The sequence below is a fragment of the Nocardia sp. NPDC004123 genome (genome assembly GCF_053603795.1).
The window spans coordinates 1-24,468 of record NZ_JBSGGG010000055.1 but is presented as its reverse complement, the minus strand read 5'-3'; the positions used below and the strand labels follow the sequence as shown (position 1 = coordinate 24,468).

20 protein-coding genes, 7 pseudogenes and 1 riboswitch are annotated in these 24,468 nt (G+C 64.6%); of the genes and pseudogenes, 17 read left to right on the top strand and 10 right to left on the bottom strand.

Annotated elements, in window-relative coordinates; genetic code table 11:
* Positions 1 to 760 precede the first annotated feature (760 nt).
* On the top strand, positions 761 to 883 hold the full coding sequence (locus ACWEQQ_RS44575; RefSeq protein ID WP_452352498.1) for a transposase: 123 nt from the start codon (positions 761 to 763) through the stop codon (positions 881 to 883).
* Between the two features lie 175 nt (positions 884 to 1,058).
* Positions 1,059 to 1,592: an IS3 family transposase gene (locus ACWEQQ_RS44570; protein ID WP_452352497.1), complete on the top strand. Its 534-nt coding sequence runs from the start codon at positions 1,059 to 1,061 to the stop codon at positions 1,590 to 1,592.
* 108 nt (positions 1,593 to 1,700) lie between these two features.
* Here ACWEQQ_RS44570 and ACWEQQ_RS44565 read toward each other — a convergent pair whose 3' ends face one another.
* Together ACWEQQ_RS44565 and ACWEQQ_RS44560 are read right to left on the bottom strand one after the other, a co-directional pair.
* Positions 1,701 to 2,132 carry a hypothetical protein gene (locus ACWEQQ_RS44565; protein WP_452352496.1) on the bottom strand — a complete coding sequence of 144 codons (432 nt, stop codon included), beginning with the start codon at positions 2,130 to 2,132 and terminating at the stop codon, positions 1,701 to 1,703.
* A 736-nt stretch (positions 2,133 to 2,868) separates the two neighbouring features.
* Positions 2,869 to 3,363, bottom strand: a pseudogene (locus ACWEQQ_RS44560) (transposase); the annotation flags it as partial.
* A 640-nt stretch (positions 3,364 to 4,003) separates the two neighbouring features.
* Between ACWEQQ_RS44560 and ACWEQQ_RS44555 the strand changes: the two are divergent.
* Both ACWEQQ_RS44555 and ACWEQQ_RS44550 read left to right on the top strand, forming a co-directional pair.
* Positions 4,004 to 4,432 (top strand): Zn-ribbon domain-containing OB-fold protein, encoded by a 429-nt coding sequence (locus ACWEQQ_RS44555; RefSeq protein WP_452352495.1) that lies wholly within the window; start codon positions 4,004 to 4,006, stop codon positions 4,430 to 4,432.
* Positions 4,429 to 4,752 (top strand): hypothetical protein, encoded by a 324-nt coding sequence (locus ACWEQQ_RS44550; protein WP_452352494.1) that lies wholly within the window; start codon positions 4,429 to 4,431, stop codon positions 4,750 to 4,752. Before ACWEQQ_RS44555 ends, ACWEQQ_RS44550 begins: the two co-directional genes overlap by 4 nt.
* A 209-nt stretch (positions 4,753 to 4,961) precedes the next feature.
* Here ACWEQQ_RS44550 and ACWEQQ_RS44545 read toward each other — a convergent pair.
* Positions 4,962 to 5,633, bottom strand: a pseudogene (locus ACWEQQ_RS44545) (IS701 family transposase); the annotation flags it as partial.
* Here ACWEQQ_RS44545 and ACWEQQ_RS44540 point away from each other — a divergent pair.
* Together ACWEQQ_RS44540 and ACWEQQ_RS44535 are read left to right on the top strand one after the other, a co-directional pair.
* Positions 5,600 to 6,319: pseudogene (locus ACWEQQ_RS44540) on the top strand (carboxyl transferase domain-containing protein). The pseudogenes ACWEQQ_RS44545 and ACWEQQ_RS44540 overlap by 34 nt on opposite strands.
* Positions 6,276 to 6,487 (top strand): annotated as a pseudogene (locus tag ACWEQQ_RS44535) (4Fe-4S dicluster domain-containing protein); the annotation flags it as partial. The pseudogenes ACWEQQ_RS44540 and ACWEQQ_RS44535, both read left to right, overlap by 44 nt.
* Before the next feature lie 27 nt (positions 6,488 to 6,514).
* Here ACWEQQ_RS44535 and narY read toward each other — a convergent pair.
* The 3 genes and pseudogenes from narY to ACWEQQ_RS44520 all read right to left on the bottom strand — a co-directional run.
* Positions 6,515 to 6,775: pseudogene (narY, locus tag ACWEQQ_RS44530) on the bottom strand (nitrate reductase subunit beta); the annotation flags it as partial.
* Complete coding sequence (locus tag ACWEQQ_RS44525) at positions 6,772 to 6,999, bottom strand: hypothetical protein (RefSeq protein WP_452352493.1); 228 nt, start codon at positions 6,997 to 6,999, stop codon at positions 6,772 to 6,774. The pseudogene narY and the gene ACWEQQ_RS44525, both read right to left, overlap by 4 nt.
* 46 nt (positions 7,000 to 7,045) lie before the next feature.
* Positions 7,046 to 7,423: a hypothetical protein gene (locus ACWEQQ_RS44520; protein WP_452352492.1), complete on the bottom strand. Its 378-nt coding sequence runs from the start codon at positions 7,421 to 7,423 to the stop codon at positions 7,046 to 7,048.
* 33 nt (positions 7,424 to 7,456) lie between these two features.
* Between ACWEQQ_RS44520 and ACWEQQ_RS44515 the strand changes: the two genes are divergently transcribed.
* Positions 7,457 to 8,089 carry a hypothetical protein gene (locus ACWEQQ_RS44515; protein WP_452352491.1) on the top strand — a complete coding sequence of 211 codons (633 nt, stop codon included), beginning with the start codon at positions 7,457 to 7,459 and terminating at the stop codon, positions 8,087 to 8,089.
* 604 nt (positions 8,090 to 8,693) lie between these two features.
* Positions 8,694 to 10,218, top strand: a pseudogene (locus ACWEQQ_RS44510) (ISL3 family transposase).
* A gap of 106 nt (positions 10,219 to 10,324) precedes the next feature.
* Here the strand turns inward: ACWEQQ_RS44510 and ACWEQQ_RS44505 are convergent.
* Complete coding sequence (locus tag ACWEQQ_RS44505; protein WP_452352490.1) at positions 10,325 to 11,392, bottom strand: IS110 family transposase; 1,068 nt, start codon at positions 11,390 to 11,392, stop codon at positions 10,325 to 10,327.
* On the opposite strand from ACWEQQ_RS44505, the gene ACWEQQ_RS44500 reads away from it, so the two are divergent.
* Entirely contained in the window at positions 11,336 to 11,659 is a 324-nt protein-coding gene (locus ACWEQQ_RS44500) for a transposase (protein ID WP_376946689.1), read from the top strand. The two genes, ACWEQQ_RS44505 and ACWEQQ_RS44500, sit on opposite strands and share 57 nt — an antisense overlap.
* Positions 11,659 to 12,573, top strand: coding sequence for an IS3 family transposase (locus tag ACWEQQ_RS44495; RefSeq protein WP_452352489.1), 915 nt, complete (start codon positions 11,659 to 11,661; stop codon positions 12,571 to 12,573). Before ACWEQQ_RS44500 ends, ACWEQQ_RS44495 begins: the two co-directional genes overlap by 1 nt.
* 449 nt (positions 12,574 to 13,022) lie before the next feature.
* Here ACWEQQ_RS44495 and ACWEQQ_RS44490 read toward each other — a convergent pair whose 3' ends face one another.
* Entirely contained in the window at positions 13,023 to 13,307 is a 285-nt protein-coding gene (locus ACWEQQ_RS44490) for a hypothetical protein (RefSeq protein ID WP_452352488.1), read from the bottom strand.
* Between the two features lie 150 nt (positions 13,308 to 13,457).
* Positions 13,458 to 14,192, bottom strand: coding sequence for a transposase (locus ACWEQQ_RS44485; protein ID WP_452352487.1), 735 nt, complete (start codon positions 14,190 to 14,192; stop codon positions 13,458 to 13,460).
* Positions 14,193 to 14,421: 229 nt separating this feature from the next.
* On the opposite strand from ACWEQQ_RS44485, the gene ACWEQQ_RS44480 reads away from it, so the two are divergent.
* The 6 genes from ACWEQQ_RS44480 (at position 14,422) to ACWEQQ_RS44455 (ending at position 23,544) form a co-directional block, all read left to right on the top strand.
* Positions 14,422 to 15,930, top strand: coding sequence for an alpha/beta hydrolase (locus ACWEQQ_RS44480; RefSeq protein ID WP_452352486.1), 1,509 nt, complete (start codon positions 14,422 to 14,424; stop codon positions 15,928 to 15,930).
* Between the two features lie 209 nt (positions 15,931 to 16,139).
* A riboswitch (glycine riboswitch) is annotated at positions 16,140 to 16,231 on the top strand.
* A 257-nt stretch (positions 16,232 to 16,488) separates the two neighbouring features.
* On the top strand, positions 16,489 to 19,281 hold the full coding sequence (gcvP, locus tag ACWEQQ_RS44475; protein WP_452352500.1) for an aminomethyl-transferring glycine dehydrogenase: 2,793 nt from the start codon (positions 16,489 to 16,491) through the stop codon (positions 19,279 to 19,281).
* The gene (gene gcvT / locus ACWEQQ_RS44470; protein ID WP_452352485.1) at positions 19,278 to 20,393 is read left to right on the top strand and encodes a glycine cleavage system aminomethyltransferase GcvT; all 1,116 of its coding nucleotides are present in this window, start codon (positions 19,278 to 19,280) and stop codon (positions 20,391 to 20,393) included. Before gcvP ends, gcvT begins: the two co-directional genes overlap by 4 nt.
* A 94-nt stretch (positions 20,394 to 20,487) precedes the next feature.
* A complete protein-coding gene (gene gcvH, locus ACWEQQ_RS44465; RefSeq protein WP_452352484.1) occupies positions 20,488 to 20,892 on the top strand; it encodes a glycine cleavage system protein GcvH in 405 nt (134 codons plus the stop codon).
* On the top strand, positions 20,889 to 22,157 hold the full coding sequence (glyA, locus tag ACWEQQ_RS44460) for a serine hydroxymethyltransferase (protein WP_452352483.1): 1,269 nt from the start codon (positions 20,889 to 20,891) through the stop codon (positions 22,155 to 22,157). The genes gcvH and glyA overlap by 4 nt, the downstream gene beginning before the upstream one ends.
* A gap of 4 nt (positions 22,158 to 22,161) precedes the next feature.
* Positions 22,162 to 23,544 (top strand): L-serine ammonia-lyase, encoded by a 1,383-nt coding sequence (locus ACWEQQ_RS44455; protein ID WP_452352482.1) that lies wholly within the window; start codon positions 22,162 to 22,164, stop codon positions 23,542 to 23,544.
* Between the two features lie 153 nt (positions 23,545 to 23,697).
* On the opposite strand, the gene ACWEQQ_RS44450 is transcribed toward ACWEQQ_RS44455, so the two are convergent.
* Entirely contained in the window at positions 23,698 to 23,958 is a 261-nt protein-coding gene (locus ACWEQQ_RS44450) for an integrase core domain-containing protein (RefSeq protein WP_452352499.1), read from the bottom strand.
* 23 nt (positions 23,959 to 23,981) lie between these two features.
* Between ACWEQQ_RS44450 and ACWEQQ_RS44445 the strand changes: the two are divergent.
* Positions 23,982 to 24,369, top strand: a pseudogene (locus ACWEQQ_RS44445) (helix-turn-helix domain-containing protein); the annotation flags it as partial.
* Positions 24,370 to 24,468 lie beyond the last annotated feature (99 nt).

Genomic DNA, 24,468 nt, shown 5'->3' with positions numbered 1-24,468 from the left:
GCCGCATCACCGGCACCAGACCGGCCAGCGACACGAGATTCCGATCATCGAACACCGCTGACTCCGCGGCGAACCTATGCGAAACTTGCACCCGAAGTGCCCTCTGAAATGGACCGATCACTGCCTAGACAACAGCGATCATCCCAGCTCGAAGGGCACTTTTCTCATTCAAAGGGCACTTTTCTCATTCATCAGACACCAACGGACAGAAGACCGTCGGTGGATCGAGGTTTAGTTTAGGGGTCGGTGTCGCGGGATGCACACACCGGCTCCAAAGCGCCAGGCTCCGAATCGCCTTGGGCTACGCTGGCCGTCACGCCGGTGCCGCCGCGCAGCACGGTGGCACCAGCCTCGGCGAGCAGATGCTCGACTCCTCTCACGCCGAGAGCGCCAGGCTGAGTTGCGACCCCCTCCAGGTACGAGGATTAGGGGTCGGCGATCAAGATTCACGGACAGCACCTCCGCGCACAGCAACGCCGTCTTCGTCTCCACTCCCCCATCGGCGCTTCCACGATCATCAATCCGGGACGCGCCATCCCAGCCGCGCATTCAATCGTCACCCGCTGCGAAGGCCGCGACTACCGAACTGCACACTGAAATCAGCAAACAACGGCTGAACGATTCGCCCTCAGCCACCGGTCAGCCTGAGCCGGTCCCACGCCGCCCGTGCCCTCTTCCGCGCTACCTCCACACCGACCTCACCCAGGCTGGTTGCAATTCCCCTCATATCGTGGAGGCCGGACCATAGAGGAAAGGCCAGATGGCGGAGAAGAGACGCAAGTACGATGCGGAGTTCCGTGAGGGAGCGGTCCGGATCGTGCGCGAGACCGGGTGGCCGGTCGCGCAGGTTGCCCGTGAGCTGGGGGCAACGAGGGCACGCTGACCACGCGGGTGGCTCGGGACCGGCAGCAGCGCGACGGCGCTGCTGGCGACCGGCTCAGCGAGTCCGAGCGTGAGGAGCTGTTACAGCTGCGGCGGGAGAACGCCGAGCTGGCGATGGAGCGTGATGTGCTCAAGCGATTAGTGGTCCTGTGAGTGAAGGAGGCGACCAAGCGAGCGTGGCCGGGTTCATCGCCTCCCAGAGGACCGAACACGGTGTGCCGCATGCCGTTTCCTGCCGCGCTCTCGAGGTCAGCGAGTCGTGGTTCTACAAGTGGAACGACCGCGAGCCCACCGAGCGCCAGCAGCGCCGCACCGATTTGACCGCAGCGATCGGAACGGAGTTCGAAAATTCCGGCCGCACCTACGGCAGCCCCCGCATCGGGCTGGAGCTGCGGGAGAAGGGCTGGCAGGTCTCCGACAACACCATCGCCGCTCGGATGGCTGAAAATGGTTGGATAGCAAGAAAAGTCAAACGCAGGCACTCGACGACCCAGCAAGGCAAACGCCACGCCGCGCCGGATCTGGTGCACCGCCAGTTCACCGCCGTCGCCCAAGATGTGCCGTGGGTCGGCGATGTCACCGAAATCGTGACAGACGAGGGGAAACTGTATTTGGCGGCGGTGGAAGACCGGTTCTCCGGTCGGCTGCTCGGCTACGCCACCAGTGCGCTCCTGCTGTTCGGTGTCGCCGCTCCGCGCGAGCGCCCGTAGCTGCGCTTCGATCATGCCGTCGTCCCGGAACGCATCAATCATCTTTGGAGGACGTTGGCCCGTTTCAGCGCCTCACTCAAATCACGATCCGCGACGTTGGTGCGCAGATTAAATGCTGAGATTCGCACCCTCTTCAGTTTGGACAACCATTCGATAGACAGGAGTCCACAATGGAGAATCCGAGTCAATCCTCGCCTTCACTCCAAATACAAAAACCGTATCCCCAACCTGAAATCGACCTTGCATGCGATTATTATTGTCGACAACACAAAATTGATGCAAAAACACCATCGGCTCACCTTTGAAGTAGGCCCACCGGGGTTCGCCAACCCACTTGGGTGGCGCATCCATATACAAAAATACACCCGCCATTCTCTCCGAAAGCCACTTCTTCCTATTAGCCGGAGATCCAGCCTCCTTATATTCGCGGAAGATAGAATTAATAAAATTCTCCGCCGGCTCATCGTCTACCGATGCTTGAAACTTCTCCGCTGCCAAGATGGCATCTGCGCAAAAATAATCAAAATCCGTAAACGCCATGAGACAACTCCTAGGAATGGTTTGCATTCAACTATCAAGTCAAAGATGACTTGATAAGCGCCTTAAGCTACCACCCCAGATTCCTGTATGGGTCCATCGACGAGTGTCCTCACTCCGTAGCGCGAGCCAGGTTGAAGCTCGCCGGAGAATAGATTACAAGGTCGGATCAGTCGCGAACAAATCGTCGAGTCGGTGTCCTCGATCGAGAACATCGACACCCTGACCATGCGGGGAGCTGGCCAGCAGGCTCAACATCAGCCACAGCGCGCTCCACCGCTGGGTCAGAAACCGCGACGAACTCTTCGATCTGATCAGCGACGTTCTGGTCGATCGAATACTGCTCAACGACGAGGCCGCCGATTCACCATGGCGGCTCCGCCTCGCGCACCTCGCGTGGCATATGCACGACCAGTTCCTCGCGCTGCCCTGCTATGCCACACACCTGTCGCGGACCCCATCCACACAACGCCCACTCCACCGATCGACTCCGTAGTGCGATCGTGGCGGCGTTCCTCGACGCCGGGGCGGTGCCTACCTCGCCGAGCAGAGCTACTACATCTTCACGACCTCGCTAGTCAGCTGGCTCGCGCACGAGGAGAACCCGCTGCACGTCGGCCCGAGCGCCGCGTTTCGACCTGTTCCTCGACGCCCTGCTACGCGGACTCCCGGCCCGTGAACCAGGGACCGAGCAACCCTGGGGAGTTTCGGATTAACGGTGTAGCTCAGGTTGATTGAATTACTTCCGTCCAACGGTCAGTCGGCCGTCGAAGGTGATGTCAAATGCGGGTAACGCGGCCTTCCATCGGGTGATCCACCGTTTCTGACCTGCGCCGATGGGATCGAGGGCCATGACGGCCAGGTAGACGCATTTCAGGGCGGCCTGCTCGTTGGGGAAGTGCCCGCGAGCACGCACCGCCCGACGGATGCGAGCATTGACCGCCTCGGCCCCGTTGATGAAGCAGACCACCCGCCGTACTTCGGTATCGAAGACCAGGAAAGGCACGAACTCCGCCCAGGCGTTCTCCCAGAGCCGCACGATCGCGGGATATCGTTGGCCCCCGAGCCTCGCTGAATTCGTAAAACCGTTCCAGCGCAACGGCTTCGGACGACACGGTATAGACCGGTTTCAGGGCCGCACCGATCGCGGCCCAGTGCTGGCGGCCCGCGTAGGAGAACGAGGCCCGCAACAGGTGCATGTGCAGGTCTGCACCACCGCGGCCGGCCAGACCTGCTCGAACTCGAACTCCACAACTACGCCACTGCCGCCATCCGCAACAGCGGCCAAGTCCCCAATATTTGCGCGCCTGCCAGCTCGACGAAGCAGCGACCTACGACCCGATCAGGCGGGACGTGATCAAACACGCCGCCGAAAGACAGAACCACAGCGATCCGGATCGGCGCATCACGCAAGTGCTGATCAAGGGCTCGGTGAACTGGGCCGCAGAACGGTGGACACCGCGCCGGGCTCGCTGGAGACCGTCAGCCGCACAGCACAGTCGTTGATACGCAACGGAATCGCGACGGCCGATAAGTTCAAGGAATACACGACACCTCCGCGACGCCAACAGACGCCGAGGAAAGCGGTCGCCAGGACCGAAACCGAACCGGCCTGAAGCGACGAGTCAGCTCAGAATCCGCAATACCTCCGTACGGCGATTCGCGGATGACCTGTTGTGACGCGTGCACCGACGAAGGCCCGCTCGAGAAAACAGGTATGTCCCCGGCCATTCGACCCTCGTGGGAGTCCCCCCGACAGACGATGCTGACACGAAATCCACCAGCACCATTCCGCGAAGGCTTTCATGTTCCCACCGAATGCCCAGCCCCCAGACGGTGTCAGCGACGACAGCGCCCGTTGTGTCGAAGACACGTTGACGATCCGGCATTGCGCGGCCTGCGACAAGCTCTTCGCGCCGCTGACCCCCGCATGTTCGGCCTGCGCGTCCGAGGATCTCGAGTGGGTGCCCTCCTCCGGTGCGGGTTCGATCGTGTCGTGGCGGGCCGTGCGTCGCATGAGTTTTCCGCACGGCGAGTTGACGCCGTTGACGATCGCCATCGTCGAACTCGACGAGGGCCCATGGGTCTACGCCTCCATCGAAGGTGAAGTCCCGCTGATCTCCACCGGGCCGGTGCGTGTGCACTTCCAGCCGAGTCCCCGCCAGAACAGGTTTCCGGTCTTCACAGTCGACGCCGATCCACGGCAGCCACCGTTCTGGCGTGTGTCCCGCGAGACCGTTGCGACTGGGAACGACCGGCCGGAGGCGGCTGCGACCTCGGTGACAAGCCGTGGGCTTCGATGACTGCTCTCTTGCCTCTTGCCTACGGATACGTGCGCGACGATCTGCTCAGTGACCGCGACTCGGAGTCCGCCGACAACATACTGCGGGCCGCCGCCATATCACTCGGGTATGCGCTGGGCACCGTGTTCCACGAGCCGGCACCACAGAACGCGACACTGCCCCGGGCGTTCGTCGATCTCGTCCAGGAATGCCGGCGAGCCGAGGCGCACACCGTGCTGACGCTGCCCGGACACCTGTCGGGCATGGCCGTGTGCCGCATGGTCCTGCTCGCGATCCTCGAGGTACGAGCCGAGGCCGCAGTACAAGAAGTCCGCCCCTGACCGGTCATCCCGGCCTGGTCGGATGGGCTGGCCATCCTGGTATCGCCTCAGTTCGACATTTGACCCTCGCCACCGCTCGTACGACATTTATATTTCGTTGTTTCATAATCGGTTTGGTCGGTAGCGGAGTTGTCTGGCGTGATGTTGGTGGTGGCGGCGCCAGTGGCAGGCAGCTAATGCGTGGGTGAGGGTGCGGGCTGGGTGCAGCACTATCGCCAGGAGACGGCGGATGTCGGCGACTGTGATTCGGCCCAGCCCGCGTGGGCTTTTGGGTCGGTGGCCGCGGTAACGGCGAGGAAGGCGTGGGCGAGCAGGGCCAGGGTGATGTGGCGGTACCAGGGATGCCATTTGCGGACTTGGTCGTGGTCCAGGCCGCATTGGTCCTTGGCGGCTTGGAAGCATTCCTCGACCGCCCATCGGGCACCAGGGACGGCCACGACCTGTTCCCGCTCGATCGTGGCGGGGTGAAAGCACAGATGGTAGGCGATATCGGCGGGGTCATCGAGGGATCGGCGGGCAAGCAGGGTTCTCGTATATCCGGCGGGTAGGTCACCAAAATTGGGGACAGTGGCCCAGGCCCAGTCGTATTCACGTTCGCCGCGCTCACCCAGCCCAGCCGAGACCCGGTGCCACGCCTGGGCCGGCACCCGGCCGACGAGGGTGTCGACGCGGCGGCGGCCCTCGATATCGGCCACGGTCTGGCGGACCGGCACCTCGAGAACATAGGAAAGGCGGCGGGCCTCGCAGAATGCCCGGAACCGGCCGTCGCGACCGTAGGCGGCGTCCGCGGCGACCCAGCCGACGACTGCTCCGGCATCCAAGGTCCGGGCAATCATCGTTGCTCGATGTGCACGAGTCCTGGGCCACCGACATCGTGTGTGCGCTGGCGCATTTGGACGGGCGTGTTGTCGGGGTGATCGCCAACCAGCCCAGCGTGCGGGCGGGGGTACTCGACATCACCGCATCCCAGAAAGGCGCGCCGTTCGTGCAGACCTGCGATGCGTTCAACATCCCGCTGGTGACCCTGATCGATGTTCCGGGCTTTCTACCGAGCACCGCCCAGAAACTCGGCGGCATCATCCGCCACGGAGCGAAACTGTTGTACGCCTATTGCATTGCCACGATGCCGCGGGTGTCGGTGGTGCTGCGCAAGTCCTACGGCGGCGCCTACATCGTGATGGATTCTCGCTCGATCGGCGCGGATCCGGCATTGGCGTGGCCTGGCAATGAGATCGCGGTGATGGGCCCGGCCGCGGCCGCCAATGTCATCTTCGGCCGCGAGATCGACGCTGCGGACGATCCGGAATCGGTTCGGGCACAAAAGATCACGCAATAACGTTCGGAGTTGATCCACCCCTACTATGCGGCCAAGCGTGACCTGGTCGATGACGTGATCGATCCCGCTGAGACCCGATCGGTGCTGATCCGTACCATGGCGATGTTGCGCAGCAAACTGCCTGGGTTGGCCGATTATTACGAGCCGTGGACCTACGACTACGCCGACCTGACCACCGCGCCGCTGCAAGACCGAGCAATGCACCTTCTGCTTCCCGCGGGTGGAGGTTGAGCTGTCGACAGTGTGTGCGGAGACCTGCGTCGGCCGGCTGCGCGCTACATCGGCCTGGTCTTCCTCGACGTCGACCGGGTCCTGGAGACCGCCAGCACCCCCGACGACACCGAACTCTACGACGCGCAACGGCGGATTCTGCTCGACTCGATGATCCCGTCGCCGATCCGGCGTTGGTGCCCCCGTGGTTCATCTCTCTCCGAACGGACCGGACCCGCCCATGCCCGGTCCGCCCGCGTAGTCGAGGCTGCATTCGGCGGCCAACTCCTCGAGGCTGTGCGCCTGTTCGGCGTGCGCGGACGGAATCACATAGCGCTGTTCGTATTTGGCCAAGGCGGGGAGCCGGTACAGATCGTAGACGTGTTCACCGGTCGCCGACCTGCGCGGCGATCCGCTCGGGTTGATGTCGCGCACGTAGGAGCGCATGGCGGCCAGCCGCTGCAGCACCGCGGTCACACGAAGCGGACCCTGTCCTCTATACCCTTGCGCATCGGGTCGGCACGGCCGTATTCGGGTGCGCCGCCGAGATTGTCGTCCCAGTTCGCCGACCACGTGATCTTGGTAGGTTTACCGGCGATGAGCGAGCGCGGCCGGGCCACGGGGGCACCGGCGAGCAGGTTGGTGTCGTCGATGCCGTTGAGCCAGAACGCGTCGATGCGCCCGGCGGCGATGTCGGCCATCTGCCATGAGGTAGGGCCGAAGTTGCGGATGGCAGCGGGTATCCGCTCACGGGTGGTCAGCGCGTGTCCCGCGGCACGGGTGAGGCCGGGTTGCCAGGCGAAAGGGTGGCACGGCGGTGGCGACCAGCGCGGCATCGAGGGCGGTCTTCGTCGAGGGTGTGATGGGCGCATCGTTGCCGAACCGTATTGCGGGCTCGAGGTCGATCTTCGCGATCGTGCTGCTGGACGCGCGATCCGGCGACGGTTTGGCGCACGAAACCGGACTACGACATAGCGGGGCTTCCGGTAAAATTCGCGTGTTGACAACACGTTTGAAGGTCAGGGGCTCGTCGAGGCTCTGTGAGCAATGGCTCGTCATCAGTGGCAAGTTCACGGCTCGCATTGCTGTCGGTTCCACCGCCGAAGCTACGGGATCGCTGGTCATGGATTCCGATCCACGAACAGTGACGAGGTCTCGATGTCCGAGCCGTACTCCGCGATGGCGCAGTTCCAGATCTCGCGGTCGGCGCTAAAGAGCTACCTCGCGGCACCTGCGCGACCCACGTCCTATTGGTCGGACTGGCCCGACATGTGCGGCCGCAAGGATGCAACGGGGCAGCAGAACGGCCTACCGTTCTCCCTGCACCGGGAGATGGACTTCGACTCCGTCGACCGCTGGCTGTCCGAGCGGGATTACCGCAGTCACCTTCGCGACATCCTGAGGGTTGCTGAACTGCCGTCCCTCGCTCGCTTCGACTACAACGAGGAGACGGGTCTGGCCACAGTTGTGAATCTCACGGTGGGTGCCGAGTGCTTTCGCAACCCGCTCTGGTTCCTCGCCACCGTCCGAGGAGCCGCCGGCTACATGGACGGCACCGGCGGGCTGGCGGTAATCCGTCAGCACATCTGGGGTGGCCCAGAAAGCAAGTACACCATGGCCGTGTTGCGGCTCGAACGGGGCGGAACGCGCTTCCTTCACTCGGTCGACGACGCCGACGCCTACTCCGATACAGTGCGCCGGGCCAACACCGTCTTCACTGGCATCGGCCTTGGCCCGGATGGGCTCACCCTCGGCGACACCGAAGCCGTCGCCAACCTCGACCGGGTCTGAGTGGCCCAACCCGGATGCATCAGAAGGAGCCAGCCAGCACGCCGGTCACCCCGAGTGGCGACCGGCGAGATCGCATATTCCAATCTGGAGCCGCGGGAAGCACGACGAATTCCGACCAACCGTGACCGGCAGAAGCCACCGCCCCCGGACCGGTACCACCACCCCAAATACCACCGTCGGCCGAGCCGCCTCCGTCACCGAAGAAACCGCTACTGCCGTTACACCCCAACCGCTGCCATCGACCCAACCGCTACCACCACCGACGCCACCCCCGTCATAACCACCACCACCGCCGAACCCACCCCCGCCATAACCACTACCGTCATAACCGCCCCCGCCGTAACCAACCCCAGAACCGCCAGGCTGGTCGTCGTAATGGTGGCGGTGATGGTGGTGGTTCTGGCCGGCCAACATCGAGTAGATCAACCATTGATCCATACCCGACGAATCGGCACGTCTCGCACTCCAGTCTGCATAATCCGGCTGACCGTTGAGGTCTTTCATGAGACCGGCACCTGGTGAGCCGTCTCGGGGGGTCTGTCCAGATAGCGGCTCTGGCGCACTTGCGGTGGTGGTCGGGGCTGGTTGACGGCATGATGTCTCGGTGGTTGAGGTGGATGACATTGTTGGGCTTGCCTTTTCGGGATTGCCGCCGCTGGTGACGGAGGGTGTGGCGGTAGAGGGTGAGCGGGTGGTGGTGCAGGCCAGGACGGTCTCGCGTCCGGCGGTGTGTTCGCGGTGTGGTGCCGAGTCGGTGCGGGTTCGCAGCTATCACGACCGGACGGTCGCGGACCTGCCGCTGGGTGGGCGGCTGGTGTTCGTGCGGGTGCGTGTCCGGCGGCTGATGTGCTCGACACCGCAGTGCTGCAAGACGTTTCGAGAGCAGGTTCCGGGTGTGTTCGAACGCTACCAGCGCCGCACCGCCCGGCTGACCGGCCAGGTGCGGGCGGTCGTGCGGGAACTGGCTGGGCGGGCCGCGATCCGCGTGCTCGCAGCATTGCCGATTCGCATGCCCCGCGACACCGCCGTGCGGGTGCTGCTGCGCATCCCTGCGCCGCACCGGCCGGTTCCCCGAGTCGTGAGCGTGGACGATTTCGCCGTTCGCCGCGGAAACCGGTATGGCACAGTGCTAATAGACGCCGTCACCCATCAAAGGGTCGATGGGCTGGGCGATCGCCGGTCCGAGACGCTCGAGGCATGGCTGCGAGAACACTCGGGCGTCGAGATCGTCGTCGGTGACGGTTCGCCCCGCCTACGCCGAAGCGATCCGACGGGCTCTGCCTGACACGGTGCAGGCCAGCGATCGCTGGCACCTCTGGCACGGACTGGCCGGAGCGGTCGAAACCGCCGTCGCGCACGCTCGATGCTGGGCCGCGGCCGGGCCGAAACGACAGACATTGACCCGCGAGACAACGACTCTGAAACGCTGGTATGCGGTTCACAATCTGCTCGACAACGGTGTCGGACTGCTGGACTGCGCCCGGCGACTGGGTCTGGCGCTCAACACCGTCAAGCGCTACGCCCGCGCCGCCGAACCGAATCAGTTGCGTCGCCCGCCGCAATATCGTGCCTGCCTGGTCGATCCCTATCGCGACCATCTGCGCAGGCGCCGCGAAGCCGAGCCCGGTGTCTCGGTGCTACACCTGTTCCACGAGATCAAAGCCCTCGGCTACACCGGAGGCATCAATCTGCTGCACAAATACCTCAACCAGGGCCGCGCCGAAAGCGACCGGCTCATGCCCTCGCCGCGTCGGCTCACCTCCTGGATCCTGAGCAGGCCCACCGATCTGCCCGCCAGGCGGCGCACCCACCTCGACGAACTCCTGGCCGCCTGCCCGGAGATGACCGACCTGGCCAGGCTCGTCGGCGAATTCGTCGTGATCATGACCGAACGGCGCGGCAGCGACCTCGACGCATGGATCAAACACGTCCGTGAAGCGGGACTCGGCGAGCTCGATCCTTTCCTGCGAGGCCTGGAAAAGGACCACTCCGCTGCGGTCGCCGGCCTCACGCTGCCCTACAGCAACGGCCCAATCGAAGGAGTCAACACCAAAACCAAACTGATCAAACGACAAATGTATGGTCGGGCCAGCTTCCAGCTACTTCGCCACCGCATCCTTCTGGCCTAGCGCCCGACCACCACCGGAAGTGCGACAGAGCCGGCTGAGCGAAATCCCACTCGTTGAGCTATATTCCATTGCACCGCAGTAGATGGGACTGTAAATAGCTCCTCTGTCAAGCGGTAATGATGGTTCCGGTGGGTTGCTGGTCGGCGAGCATGGCATGGAAGACGACGTCGGAGAGCCTGCGTTTGAGGACCCGTAACACTTCGAGACCGCCGTCACCAGCGGCCTTGCGTCGTGCGAGTAGCTCGCGGGCCCCGGGATGACAGCGTGCTTGGGTGAGAGCGATGCGATGAAGGGCTGCATTGAGCTGTCGATTTCCGGTGCGAGACAAGCGATGTCGTGCCCGGTTGGATGACCAGACGGGAAGCGGTGCGGTGCCGTTGTGGCGGGCGAAGGCGTCTTTGGACTTGAACCGGTCGACTCCGGCGGTCTCGCCGATGATCTTCGCGGCGGTCAGCCCGGCGCAACCGACCACCGCCAGCAGCGTCGGTGCCACCTTTTGGACCCGTTCTTTGAGCGCGCCGGCCAGCTCGTCGATCTCGATGGTCAGTCGCCGGCAGTGGCCGACCAACGTCGTCGCCAGCTCGGCGACCAGTCCCTCGAATCGGGCCAGATGGGCTGCGACTTTGTCGTAGGCGCTGGCGCGTTCGAGCTTGCCCGGCGGTGTCCAGGCCGGGTCGAGTTCGTGCAGGTGCCAACGCAGCCGGGTGATGATGCGGGTGCGTTCGGCCACCAGGTCCTCACGGTGGTCGACCAGCAGCCTGATCTCACGTTCGACTCCGTCGAGCCGAGCCGCCGGGAGATCGGGTTCCCGCAGCGCTGCGCGGGCGATGGCCAGCGCATCGATGGGGTCGGACTTGCCGTATGTGCGGGCCGAATCTCGGGCGTTGGCCATGAGTTTCGGTGGAACCCGCACCACGCGCTCGCCCGCGGCGATGAGGTCGCGTTCGAGTCGCCGGGTCATGTTGCGGCAGTCTTCGATCGCCCACAGCCGGTCCGGATCAGGTTGCGCCTGCGCCCATTTCAGTAGCGTCAAGTGATCGCTGGTGGTTGTGAGGCTTCCCCCGGATAGTGGACACCGATTTGGCAGGACCGAAGGTCCTGCTGGAAGGATGTCTCCATGCCTCCTCGCAAGCGCCGGTCGTTCACGACCGAATACAAGGTCGAGGCTGCCCATCGGGTGATCGATTCCGGACGCACGATCGCCGATGTTGCCCGGGAACTGGGCTTGAACGAGGGCTTGCTTAGCAACTGGGTCAAAGACGAACGGCGCAGGATCGCCGCCGCTGAGGCCCATGGCGAGAAGCCCCTGGACTCGGCCGAGCGGGCCGAGTTGCTGCGGCTGCGAAAGCAAGTCGCCGACCAGGACAAAGACATCGCGTTCCTGAAAAAAGCTTCGGCGTACTTTGCCGCGATGCAGACGAACCGGCCCGGTTCGCTCTGATGGCCGAGTACGCCGACCCCGACGACCTAGCGGCCGGCGCCACCACCACGCGAGGATCGCGCCCCCGGTTCTCGATCGTGCGGATGGCACGGCTTCTGGGGGTCTCGACCTCGGGCTACTACGAGCATGTCAAACGGTGCGCGGCAACGGTTTTGACGCCACGTCAGCAGCGTCGTGCCGATCTCGAAGTGAAGATCACCGATATCCACGCCGAGTTCGACGGGACCTACGGATCACCGCGGATTACCGCCGAGCTGCGCGAGCGCGGCGAGATCGTGACCCGCAAAACCGTCGCCAAGATCATGGCCGGTCTCGGGGTCGAGGGCATCAGCCCACGCACGTTCAAGGTGAAAACGACGGTGGTCGACCCGAAGGCGTCGTTCCCGCCGGATCTGGTCGTCCGCGACTTCGATCGGGGCCGAATCGACGCGGTCTGGCTGACCGATATCACCTATCTCACCTGCGGACAGGGTGACATGTTCCTCTGCGCGATTCGGGACGGTCATTCCCGGAAAGTGTTGGGCTACAGTGTGTCCGACCACATCGGTGCCGACATGGTCACCGCGGCCATCGAAGACGCCGTCACCGCTCGCGGCGGACGCGCGCGCGGCACCATCCTGCATTCGGACCGTGGCGGGGAATTCACTGCCCACTTGACCGCGAAGGCATGTTTCCGCCACGGGCTGCGCCGATCGATGGGCGCGACCGGCATCTGCTGGGACAACAGCCCCGCCGAGTCGTTCTGGTCGACGTTCAAACACGAACACTACTATCGACACGTCTACGCTACGAAGCCCGAACTTGTTGCCGCGGTTGACAAGTGGATCAGCTTCTACAACACTACGCGGCGACACTCCGCGATCGGGATGCAAAGCCCCGACAATTTCGAGAAGTCACTCCACGCGGCTGCCTGACAGCGCATAAGCCCCCTGCCCACCATTTGGGGGGAACCTCAGTTGTGCCGACGGTCTTCGTCGACAGTTTGCGGCCGAGTTCATCGGCCGAGACCGCGGTGTGGGTGCGCTTGTGCGCGTCGATCCCGATGACCATCATGGGTGCGTGCCAGCCCTTTTCGTCGTGGGTGTCGGCCGTGGACCGGTCGGCAGGCATTTCCCAGTGGGGGTGATGCCACGCTCCTCTTAAGCCATGGCGGCCGGTCCCCGGTGTCGGCCGGGCGCAGTATTTACAACAGCCACGAAGGCGGGAACTCAACGGCAGAGCGACCCGGCCGACCTAATGGTGCTGACACTGGAAACAACGGCCCTGTCGCACTTTCGGTGGTGATGACCCCGGCATGGTCAGGCCAGCAGGATGCGATGCCGGAGCAGGTCGAATCCCGCTCGGCCATACATTTGTCGTTTGATCAGTTTGGTCTTCGCGTTGACACCTTCGATCGGACCGCTGTTGTAAGGCCCGGGCCGACGGCATCGTGGTCCTGGTCGACACCGGTGAGGAACGGTTCGAGCTCGATGAGGCCTGCCACGCGGACCTGCTTGATCCAGCAGTCGATTTCGGCGCCGCGCCGGTTGGCCATGATCTGCGCGAACTCGTGCACGAGCCGAGCGAGGACGGTCAGTTCCGGGCAGAGGGCCAGTAGTTCGTCGAGGTGGGCGCGATGCTGCTCGGGCAGATCAGCCCTGCGGACCATGATCGGGCTGGTCAGCCGCCGCGGCGAAGGCAGGATCCGGTCGGTGACGTGGCGTCCTTGATTGAGGTATTTGTGGAGCAGGTTCAGGCTGGCGGTGTAGCCGAGGGTTCTCAGCTCCTCGAACCGGGTGTGAGACGGGACCTCGGTTCGTCAGCGCGGCGGGTTCTGAGGTGATCCCGCAAGGGGCCGACCAGGCGGGTGCGATATTGCGGCGGGCGGCGGAGCCGATCTGGTTGCGGGACTCGGGCATAGCGTTTGACGGTGTTGAGTGCCAGACCGAGCCGACGCGAGCAGTCCAGCAGTCCGACGCCGTGGTCGAGCAGGGCGGGCAGGTCGTGCTAGCGTTGCAAAGTTGTTGTCTCGCGGGTCAACTGCTGTCGTTTGGGGCCAGGCCTTGGCCCAGCAAGCGCTGTGGGCGACGACCGCTTTCTCGACCATCCGGCCCAGGCCGTTCCACAGATGCCAGCGGCCGGAAGCGTGCACCATGCCGGGCAGGGCACGGCGGGCGCCCTCGGCATAGGCGGTGGAGCCGTCGCGCATGAGGACCTCGACCTCGAGATGCTCGCAGAGCCAGGCGCGTAGCGAATCGGACTTGCGATCGGGGAGCACGTCGATGCGTTGATGGGTGGCTGCGTCGATCAGGACGCTGGCGTAGTGCTGGCCGCAGCGCAAGGCGAAGTCGTCCACGCTCAACGCCTTCGGTGTCGACCGAGGCGGCAGCGGGATCTGCAACAGCATGCGGATCGCGGTGTGACGCGACAACGGGACCGGAAGCGCCGCGAGCAGTCGAATGCCGGCACAGCCGGCCAACTCCCGCACCACGGATCGAACCGCGACGGTCAGGCGCGCGGTTCTCCGCTGGTAGCGTTCCAAAACACCGGGCACCTGTTCACGGAACGTGTCGCGGCAGTCCAGTGTTGGGCATACAAGTCGGCGCGCTCGAACCCGCACCACCCGGCCATCTGCGCCGCCGCGCGCGCGGCACCGGGGTTCCGCAAAAGTTCTATTCAGAGTCTACGATTTGCCCTTGCCCCACCCGCGGATGGAGCCGCTCGGCGAGCGAGTTCGGCAGACTTCGATTCCGGGTCGATCGACAGTCATCGGAGATTGTGGGATGGAATTTCGCCGGATCCGGCTCCTCGGCGCGGTGTCGGCGGCAGTACTCGTCGCGGCGGGGTGCACCGTGCACACGCCGGGTACGAGCGCGCCTGACGAGTTGCACTGGAGCGCCTGCCCGCCGGGGACACCGAATGCCGAAGGCGTTGCCGTGCAGCGTGATCCGACCCAACAGTGCGCGACCTTGACGGTGCCGCGTGACTATTCCGCGGTGGACAGGGGCACCATCACGGTGACGGTGTCGCGGATCGCAACGGCGAAGCCCGGTGCGCGAAAGGGCTTTCTGCTCGTGTCGCCGGGAGGGCCGGGCGTGCCGGGTTTGGATCAGCCGGGTGTCATGCGCGCCCAGCTACCTGCCGCGATCACCGATGCCTACGACCTGGTCGGCCTCGATGACCGAGGCATCGGCAACAGCACGCCGGTGCATTGCGGGCTCGACGACGCCGATCGCGCGGCGGCCGTGGCGGGGGTGCCGTTTCCGGCGCCGGATGGAGCGGTGGACGCGAATATCGCCTATGCGAAACGGGTCGCCGACACGTGCGCCCGCAATGCGGGTGACTACCTACGAGACCTCACGACCGCCAATGTCGCGCGGGATATCGACCGGTTCCGGACAGCGCTTCGCACACCCACCCTGTCGTATCTGGGCACCTCGTACGGCACCTACCTCGGCGCGGTGTACGCGACCCTGTTCCCGTCGAGCACCGACCGAATGGTGCTCGACAGCGTCGTCAACCCGCTGGGCATGCAGACCTCGGCGCGCGAGATGTTCAGCCGGGGAGCCCAGGACGCGTTTCCAGCGCTGGCGCGGTGGTTGGCGGCCGCGGACGCCACACTGCACCTCGGCGCCGACGAATCCCAGGTCGAGGACTCCTACTACCGGACCGCAGAACGACTCGACCACACGCCGATCCGATTCGCCAACGGCCGCGTCCTGGATGGCAACGGACTGCGCATCCTCGTCTACGAGTGCGAGCAGAACGAGAAGTTCTATCTCTTGGTGGCCAACACGTTCCAAGTCGCGAACGGCGAGACGGCACCGACGAGCACTGGCGCGACGTCGAATTCGGCCGCGCTGCCGACCGAGATCCCCGACAACTTCCTGTCCGCCCAGTACGCCATCATGTGCGACGACCTACGCTGGCAACCCGACACCGGCCAGTTTCTCGGCGCCGTCGCCGCGGACAAGGCGAACTACCCCATCGGCAACGGCTTCGGCGGCAGCCCCTGGGCCTGCAACTACTGGCACTACCCGCCGAAGCAGGAACCGGTCCGGATCGGCGACAACGGCCCGGCCGATATCCTGCTGCTGCAGAACCGATTCGACCCGTCGACTCCGTATTCCGGTGCCCGCCAAACCCTGACGGCCCTGGGCACGCGGGCCGCGATGGTGACAGTCGAAAACACCGGTCACGGAGTCGATTTCAGCAACTCCTGCGTCCAGGACGCCCTGATCTCCTTCTTCGCCGGCAGCCATCTGCCCACCGGCGACCCCACCTGTCGATAGGCGGCGATCCAGGGAACCGTGGGCGACTCGGTACCCCAGCATCACTTCGTGATGCAATGCCTGCCTTCGCTGGTGGTGGGCTTGCTCCAGCACTGGCGAGTACGGGTCCGACTGACCAGTGGTGTGGTTCGACCGGCGTGGCTTCGAACCGGGGAGACAAATCGGTGGAGGCTGTGTACTGTCTGCTGCACCACAACTAAAGATGCCATTGACGCGTAGCGGGAGAACCTCCTTCGAGGAGGCGCCGTAGGAGCAATGTCCTCCCCGGGAATCTCTCAGGCCCCAGTACCGCAGCGCAGAGGCAACTCTGGAGAACAGGACCGGTCGCACAACCGGGACTTACCGAAGGTGTAGAGCACGACCGTAATAAGGTGTGCCCGGACTCTCAGGTTTCAAGGACAGAGCGGGGAGGTGTTCCCTAGTCGTTGTCCGGTGCGGTCCGGACATCATCGAAGCCGGAGTCCCCTCGTGCCTCACCAACCGTGCGATCCCATTTCCTTACTAGTCGGGGATTTTCCGGCGCGCCACATAGGCCCGAATAAACCCGCAGTCCAGCACATGCTCGACACCCTCGGATACCCGAGTCTCAACGAACTGATCGACGCAGCTGTGCCGGACCAAACTCGAAGTGGCACAATCCTTAACCTTCCGGCTGCACGCAGCGAGAAGCAGATTCTTTCCGATCTGCGCGCGCTGGCGGGGCGCAATCAGAAGCGTGTGCAAATGATCGGCCTCGGGTATTCCGACACCGTCACTCCAGCGGTGCTGCGACGCAACATGCTCGAGTCGCCGGCCTGGTACACGGCCTACACGCCGTACCAGCCGGAGATTTCCCAGGGCCGCCTCGAAGCGCTGCTGACCTTTCAGACGGTTATCGAGGACCTCACCGCATTACCGCTCGCAGGAGCATCGCTGCTGGATGAGGCGACCGCGGTGATGGAGGCGGTGCTGCTGATGCGCCGCGCGAACAAGGGGAAATCGTCGACATCACGGGTGATCGTCGACGCCCAAACTCTCCCTCAGACTCTGGCCGTGGTGCGCGGCCGCGCCAAGGCCATCGGCATCGATGTCGAGGTAGCAGACCTGGCAGTGGGGCTGCCCGAAGGCGACTTCTTCGGCCTGGTGCTCCAAGCGCCGGGAACCAGCGGTGTCGTGCGCGACCACGGACCGGTCATTGCGGAGGCGAAGGACCGCGGTGCGCTAACCACGGTCGCCGCCGATCTGCTGTCGCTCACTCTGCTCACCCCGCCCGGGGAGCAGGGTGCGGACATCGCCGTCGGCTCGGCTCAACGTTTCGGTGTGCCGCTGTTCTTCGGCGGTCCGCACGCCGGTTACATGGCCGTGCGTGACGGGCTCGAGCGGATGCTGCCCGGTCGACTGGTCGGTGTGTCCGTCGATGTCGAGGGCAACCCGGCTTACCGGCTCGCGCTGCAGACTCGTGAGCAGCACATCCGCCGTGACAAGGCCACCAGCAACATCTGCACCGCTCAGGCGCTGCTCGCGAACGTCGCCGCGATGTACGCGGTGTACCACGGCCCGGAAGGTTTGCGTGCCATCGCCGAACGCGTCCACGCGCACGCAACCGCTCTCGCGGCCGGTCTGCGCTGCGCCGGCCATGACGTCGTGCACCAGCGCTTCTTCGACACCGTTCTCGTTCACGTCCCCGACGCGGCGCGTGGCATCGTCGACCGCGCCGACCGCGACGGGATCAACCTGCGCTACGTCGACGCCGACCACATCGCCATTGCCTGCGACGAGTGCACCACCGACGACATTGTGGCTCGCGTTCTGGCGGTGTTCGGCGCGACCGTCCAGCTGGGATCGGTATCTGCGCTCGATGACACGCTGCGCAGAACCACCAGCTACCTGCGGCACACGGTCTTCCACTCACACCGCTCCGAGACCGCGATGCTCCGCTTCCTGCGCGCGCTCTCCGACAAGGACCTCGCCCTGGACCGCACGATGATTCCGCTCGGCTCGTGCACCATGAAGCTGAACTCGGCAGTGGAGATGGAACCGATCAGCTGGCCCGGGTTCGCCTCCATCCACCCGTACGCACCCGTCGAGCAGACCAGTGGATACCTGGAGCTGATTCGAGGCCTGGAGCAGTGGCTGAGCGAAATCACCGGCTATGACCGAGTCTCGTTGCAGCCCAACGCCGGATCCCAGGGTGAACTCGCCGGTCTGCTCGCGATCAACGGCTACCACGAGAGCCGCGGCGACACTGACCGCGACATCTGCCTGATCCCACAGTCCGCACACGGCACCAACGCCGCCTCTGCGGTACTGGCCGGCATGCACGTTGTCGTCGTCGCCACGGCGGAGAACGGCAACATCGACCTCGACGACCTGCGAGCCAAGATCGCCGCCCACGAGGGCAGGATCGCCGCGATCATGCTCACCTACCCCTCCACCCACGGGGTGTATGAGACCGACGTGCGCACCGTTTGCGACCTCGTCCACATCGCGGGAGGACAGGTCTACGTCGATGGCGCGAACCTCAACGCACTTGTCGGCCTGGCCGCGCCCGGTCAGTTCGGCGGAGACGTCTCCCACCTGAACCTGCACAAAACGTTCTGCATCCCGCATGGCGGTGGTGGCCCAGGTGTCGGTCCGGTCGCGGTACGCAAGCACCTCGCCCCCTTCCTGCCCGGTAACCCGCTCGGCACCGACGAGCTCGGCGTCCCGGTATCGGCCGCCAACTACGGATCCGCAGGCATTCTTCCGATAACGTGGGCGTACATCGCGTTGATGGGGCCGGACGGACTGACCCAGGCGACCAAGAACGCGGTCCTTGCCGCTAACTACGTCGCCAAGGCACTCGACGAGTACTTCCCCGTCGTCTACACAGGCCCTGGTGGCCTGGTCGCGCACGAGTGCATCCTCGACCTGCGCCCACTGACGAAGGCCACCGGCGTCACAGCCGAAGATGTCGCGAAACGGTTGATCGACTACGGCTTCCACGCCCCAACTCTGTCGTTCCCCGTCAACGGCACCCTGATGGTGGAGCCGACCGAATCCGAGGACCTCACCGAGCTCGACCGGTTCATCGAGGCGATGATCTCTATCCGTCGTGAGATCGACCTCGTCGGAGAGGGCGTGTGGTCGCTCGACCGCAGTCCCCTGCGGCAGGCCCCACACACCGCGGAACAGGTCACCAGGGACACCTGGGACCTGCCCTACCCGCGCCACACCGCCGCCTACCCGGTCGCATCCCCGCGATACGGCAAGTACTGGCCTCCGGTCCGACGCATCGACGGTGTCCATGGCGACCGCAACCTCGTCTGCTCGTGTCCGGCGCCCGAAGCCTTTGAGACCGACACCGCACCGAAGCAGGAGACCTTGGCATGACCACCGCTGTGACCCCTGTGTCGCCGCTGCTCGGTGAACACCTCGCCCTCGGTGCGAGCTTCACCGACTTCGCTGGCTGGCAGATGCCGCTCAAGTACGACAGTGAACTGGCCGAGCACCGCGCGGTACGGACCTCGGCGGGTCTGTTCGATCTGTCCCACATGGGGCAGATCGACATCGCCGGCACCGACGCCGGCGCCCTCCTCGACTACGCACTGGTCGGCGAGTTGTCGAAGATCGCTGTCGGCCGTGCCAAGTACTCACTGCTGTGCAACCCCGACGGCGGCGTGATCGACGACCTCGTCGTCTATCGACTGGCCGACGATCACTTCCTTGTCGTCGCCAACGCCGCCAATGCACCCACCGTGTTCGGTGAACTCGCCACCCGAGCTGAAGGGCTCGATGTAGCGGTCACCGACCGCTCGACCAAGACCGCGCTGATCGCCGTACAGGGCCCGACCTCCCAGGAAATCATCACCGCTCTCGTCCCGGACAAGAAGGCTCAACTGGTCGCCGACCTGAAGTACTACGCAGCAACTCCGGCCGAGGTCGCCGGTCTGCAGGTACTACTGGCCCGCACCGGCTACACCGGCGAGGACGGCTTCGAGCTGTACGTACCGAACGCCCGCGCCGTACTGCTGTGGCAGGAGCTCCTGACCGTCACCACCGCGCACGGCGGTGTACCTGCTGGGCTAGCCTGCCGCGACACCCTCCGGCTCGAAGCAGGGATGGCGCTCTACGGTCACGAACTGACCCTCGACACCAACCCGTACGAAGCCGGGCTCGGGAGGGTTGTCCGCCTGAACAAGAACTTCGTCGGTCGCGACGCGCTGCAAGAGCTCTCCCAAAAGACACCCCAGCGCCGACTCGTCGGACTCGCCGGCACCGGACGCCGCGCCGCACGCGCCGGCTACACCGTCCATGACGGCACGGGCGACCTTCCGATCGGGGCCGTCACCTCCGGAGCCCTATCGCCTACGTTGGGTCACCTGATCGCCCTGGCATTCGTCGACGTCACGCACAGCGAACCCGGCACCGCCGTCACGGTCGACATCCGCGGCAAGCTCGAACATTTCACGATCACTCCGTTGCCGTTCTACCGCCGCTCCTGATCTCGTTCCGGATCACGATCTGCGTACCACCTGCACCGGGTCGGCCCCCTCCACTACCGCTTCATAGTTGAAGCCTCATCCACTAGGTGTCCTCATGTCTTCCCACGCCATTCCCAATGACCGCAGCTACACCGACGACCACGAATGGGTCCTCCTCGCCCCGGGCGAGCCGCTGCCCGACAGCCCCGTTCGAGTCGGCATCACCTCGGTCGCCATCGACTCCCTCGGTGAGCTCGTGTTCGTCGACCTGCCCAAAGTCGGCACCGAGATCGTCGCGGGCGAAGCCTGCGGCGAGGTGGAATCGACCAAAACCGTCTCGGAGCTCTTCCCGCCGGTCAGCGGACGCGTCACGCTCGTCAACACCGCCGTGGTCGAGAACCCCGAACTCGTCACCGCCGACCCTTACGGCGAGGGCTGGCTGTTCGCGGTCCAGCCGACTGGTACCGGAAAGCTGCTAACAGCCGCGGAGTACGCGGAAAATAACGGAGTGAACGCATGAGCGTACTGGACCAGCGTCTCGCCGACTTCGATCCCGAGATCGCCACGTTGATCAGCAAGGAACTCGAGCGCCAGCGCACCGGCCTGGAAATGATCGCCTCGGAAAACCATGCGCCCATCGCGGTCATGGAAGCGCAGGGCTCGGTCCTGACCAACAAGTACGCCGAAGGCTATCCGGGACGGCGCTACTACGGTGGCTGCGAGCACGTCGACATCATCGAGCAGATCGCAATCGACCGCATCAGGACTCTGTTCGGTGCCGAATTCGCCAACGTCCAGCCGCACTCGGGCGCCACCGCGAACGCGTCGGTGATGCATGCGCTGATTAAGCCAGGCGACACCATCCTCGGCCTGTCCCTCGCCGACGGCGGCCACCTGACCCACGGCATGCGGCTGAATTTCTCGGGCAGGCTCTACAACGTCGCGGCCTACGGGGTGGCCGAGCAGGACTACCGCATCGACATGGACGCCGTCGCGGCAGCCGCACGCGACCACCGACCCCAGCTGATCATAGCCGGCTGGTCCGCCTACCCGCGCCACCTCGATTTCGCGCGATTCCGAGAGATCGCCGACGAGGTCGGCGCCTACCTCATGGTCGACATGGCGCACTTCGCCGGCCTGGTGGCCACCGGGCTGCACCCGTCACCGGTGCCACACGCCCACGTGGTGACCTCGACGACACACAAGACCCTCGGCGGCCCCCGCGGCGGCATCATCCTCACCAACGACGCCGACATCGCCAAGAAGATCGACTCCGCAGTTTTCCCCGGCCAGCAGGGCGGTCCGCTCGAACACGTGATCGCGGGCAAAGCCACCGCCTTCAAGATGGCGGCCGAGCCCGAGTTCGCGCAACGGCAACAGCGGGTACTCGACGGTGCGAAGGTGCTTGCCGAGAGACTGAGCCAGCCCGACGTCAAGAACGTCGGCATCAGAGTCCTCACCGGCGGTACCGACGTCCACCTGGTGCTCGTCGACCTGCGCGACGCGGCCATCAATGGCCAAGAAGCCGAAGACCGCCTCGACGCGATCGGAATCACCGTCAACCGCAACGCGGTCCCCTTCGACCCGCGCCCACCGATGGTCACCTCGGGTCTGCGGATCGGTACCCCGGCGCTGGCTGCGAGGGGCTTCGACCGCGACGACTTCGAAATCGTCGCCGATCTCATCGCGCGCGCGCTCATCGCGAGCGAAGGTGCAGACACCTCGGCGCTCGCTGACAGTGTCCGCGCACTCGCCGCCAAGCACCCCCTCTACCCGAAGCTGTGAACCGATGACCATCAGTGTGTTCGACTTGTTCTCGGTAGGGATCGGACCGTCGAGTTCACACACGGTCGGACCGATGAGGGCTGCGGTCCGGTTCGTTGCGCACCTCGACGAGACCGATCTGCTCGCGGACGTCGCCGGTGTCCGCGTAGACCTGTACGGGTCTCTGGCGGCCACCGGCGCGGGGCACGGCACGATGCCCGCCATCCTCCTCGGGCTCGAGGGCTATCGCCCCGATGAGATCGAGACCGACATGATGGAGCGCAGGCTCGCCGAGGTACGAGCGGCGCGACGGATCCGGCTCGGCTGTGTCGTCGACGTCCCTCTCGCCGAGGACGAAATGGCCCTGCATCCCGGAACATTCCTCGATTTTCACCCTAATGCCATGGCGTTAACCGCGATCGGCCGGGACGGCCGTGTACTCCACACACAGACCTACTACTCGATCGGCGGCGGCTTCGTCGTCACCTGCGACGACACCCAAGCTCAGTCGGCGCCCCCGGCCAACGAGTTCTCCTTCGGATCAGGCCGCGAGTTGCTCGATCTGACCTCGCACTTCGGGATCACGATCAGCGACGTGATGCTCGCGCACGAGTGCGCCAGCCGACGCGAGCACCAAGTGCGAGAACAGCTTCTGCACATTCGCGACGTCATGGTCGCCTGCGCGAAACGAGGCATCGCGCGCGCTGGCTACTTACCAGGAAGTCTTCACGTCCGCCGCCGAGCAAAAGACTGGTACGAACGACTCTGTGCTGAGGACCCGGATCGTGACCCGGCCCTCGCCGAGGACTGGGTGAACTTGGTGGCCCTGGCCGTGAACGAAGAAAACGCCTCGGGTGGCCGTATCGTCACCGCGCCAACGAATGGCGCCGCCGGCATCATCCCGGCGGTGCTGCACTACGCCGTGCACTACACCGAGGCCGGCAAAACCTATCCCGACGAGACAGCTGTCCGATTCCTACTTACTGCAGGTGCCATCGGCTCGCTCTACAAGGAACGTGCATCGATCTCCGGTGCGGAGGTCGGATGTCAAGGCGAGGTGGGATCGGCTGCGTCCATGGCTGCGGCCGGACTCGCCGAGATCCTGGGCGGCACACCCGAACAGGTGGAGAATGCTGCCGAGATCGCGATGGAGCACAGTTTAGGGCTCACGTGTGACCCAATCGGCGGACTCGTCCAGATTCCCTGCATAGAGCGCAACGCCATTTCGGCTGGGAAGGCCATCAATGCCGCGCGCATGGCGATGCGGGGGGACGGAACCCACCGGGTGAGTCTGGATCAGGTGATCGAGACGATGCGCTCCACCGGCGCCGACATGAGCTCGAGATACAAGGAGACCTCGACCGGCGGTCTCGCCATGAATGTCTCGGTGAACCTGGTCGAGTGTTGACAGATTGCACGACAAGGGATCGATATGACAGCAAACACGCAATTGGACTATACGGGTGCCGAGGGATGGAATATTCTCGGACAGTAAGGTTTTGATTTCTCCGGCCGTTTTGTTCAATTCGAACCAGGCGGACTCTACTTCGTTCCGTGCGTGCTAGTCAATCGCGGAGTGGAGCCGGATCTGGTTGTAGCACAACTCGATATAGGCGGTGATATCGCTGAGTGCGTGGTCTCGCGTCGGGTAGCGGACGCGGTGCACGCGCCCGTTCTTCAGAGTGGCGTTGAACGATTCGGCCCACGCGTTGGCGAAAGAGGTTCCGGCGCGTCCGGCAGAATGCAAGATACCGAGTTTCGCGGCCGCCCGGGTGAATTCGGCAGACAAGTATTGGCCGTATTCAACTGATCGTCGCAACACCTTGATCTTGGACGTGTTGGCATTGGGCGGCGATCGCTCGCGCTGCCATGACCGAGTACGCAGCAGCCGAGGCGGGGGTGTCTTCGCCGGTCGGATTCCGATGGTTCCGTCATGCTGGCGGCGTGACTCCTCTTCTGGCTCCATCTGTTTCGGGACGATATCTGTCATCAAGCGAGCGTGAGGACATCGCGTTATAGCGTGCGCAGAGCGCGGGCGTGCGCGTGACCGCCCGCCGACTCGGGCGGTCACCGTCGACGATCTCACCGGAGTTGCGCCGCAACGCCTCCACCCACCCACACCTACCGGCTCGAATTCAAGGCGTCGACAGCACAGTGGCATGCCGAACAGCGCGCCGCACGCCCGAAGACCGCGAAACTGGTCGGCAGCGACCGGCTGCGCTGGCACTTAGAGCTCATATCGGGTTCGGTTGCTGAGTCGTCGCCAGCAGATCAGGGCTGCGGCGAGGTCGAGAAATCCGTGATGGATATCGGTGCGACGTTCCCATCGGAT

What these genes read in the sequence shown, in the direction of transcription:
- ACWEQQ_RS44575 (WP_452352498.1), top strand. Translation starts at nt 761, where the DNA reads ATGGCGGAGAAGAGACGCAAGTACGATGCGGAGTTCCGTGAGGGAGCG.
- ACWEQQ_RS44565 (WP_452352496.1), bottom strand. Translation starts at nt 2,132, where the DNA reads ATGGCGTTTACGGATTTTGATTATTTTTGCGCAGATGCCATCTTGGCA.
- ACWEQQ_RS44550 (WP_452352494.1), top strand. Translation starts at nt 4,429, where the DNA reads ATGACTGCTCTCTTGCCTCTTGCCTACGGATACGTGCGCGACGATCTG.
- ACWEQQ_RS44525 (WP_452352493.1), bottom strand. Translation starts at nt 6,999, where the DNA reads ATGGCCGACATCGCCGCCGGGCGCATCGACGCGTTCTGGCTCAACGGC.
- ACWEQQ_RS44520 (WP_452352492.1), bottom strand. Translation starts at nt 7,423, where the DNA reads ATGACCAGCGATCCCGTAGCTTCGGCGGTGGAACCGACAGCAATGCGA.
- ACWEQQ_RS44515 (WP_452352491.1), top strand. Translation starts at nt 7,457, where the DNA reads ATGTCCGAGCCGTACTCCGCGATGGCGCAGTTCCAGATCTCGCGGTCG.
- ACWEQQ_RS44500 (WP_376946689.1), top strand. Translation starts at nt 11,336, where the DNA reads ATGCCTCCTCGCAAGCGCCGGTCGTTCACGACCGAATACAAGGTCGAG.
- ACWEQQ_RS44505 (WP_452352490.1), bottom strand. Translation starts at nt 11,392, where the DNA reads ATGGGCAGCCTCGACCTTGTATTCGGTCGTGAACGACCGGCGCTTGCG.
- ACWEQQ_RS44495 (WP_452352489.1), top strand. Translation starts at nt 11,659, where the DNA reads ATGGCCGAGTACGCCGACCCCGACGACCTAGCGGCCGGCGCCACCACC.
- ACWEQQ_RS44490 (WP_452352488.1), bottom strand. Translation starts at nt 13,307, where the DNA reads ATGGTCCGCAGGGCTGATCTGCCCGAGCAGCATCGCGCCCACCTCGAC.
- ACWEQQ_RS44480 (WP_452352486.1), top strand. Translation starts at nt 14,422, where the DNA reads ATGGAATTTCGCCGGATCCGGCTCCTCGGCGCGGTGTCGGCGGCAGTA.
- gcvP (WP_452352500.1), top strand. Translation starts at nt 16,489, where the DNA reads ATGCTCGACACCCTCGGATACCCGAGTCTCAACGAACTGATCGACGCA.
- gcvT (WP_452352485.1), top strand. Translation starts at nt 19,278, where the DNA reads ATGACCACCGCTGTGACCCCTGTGTCGCCGCTGCTCGGTGAACACCTC.
- gcvH (WP_452352484.1), top strand. Translation starts at nt 20,488, where the DNA reads ATGTCTTCCCACGCCATTCCCAATGACCGCAGCTACACCGACGACCAC.
- glyA (WP_452352483.1), top strand. Translation starts at nt 20,889, where the DNA reads ATGAGCGTACTGGACCAGCGTCTCGCCGACTTCGATCCCGAGATCGCC.
- ACWEQQ_RS44455 (WP_452352482.1), top strand. Translation starts at nt 22,162, where the DNA reads ATGACCATCAGTGTGTTCGACTTGTTCTCGGTAGGGATCGGACCGTCG.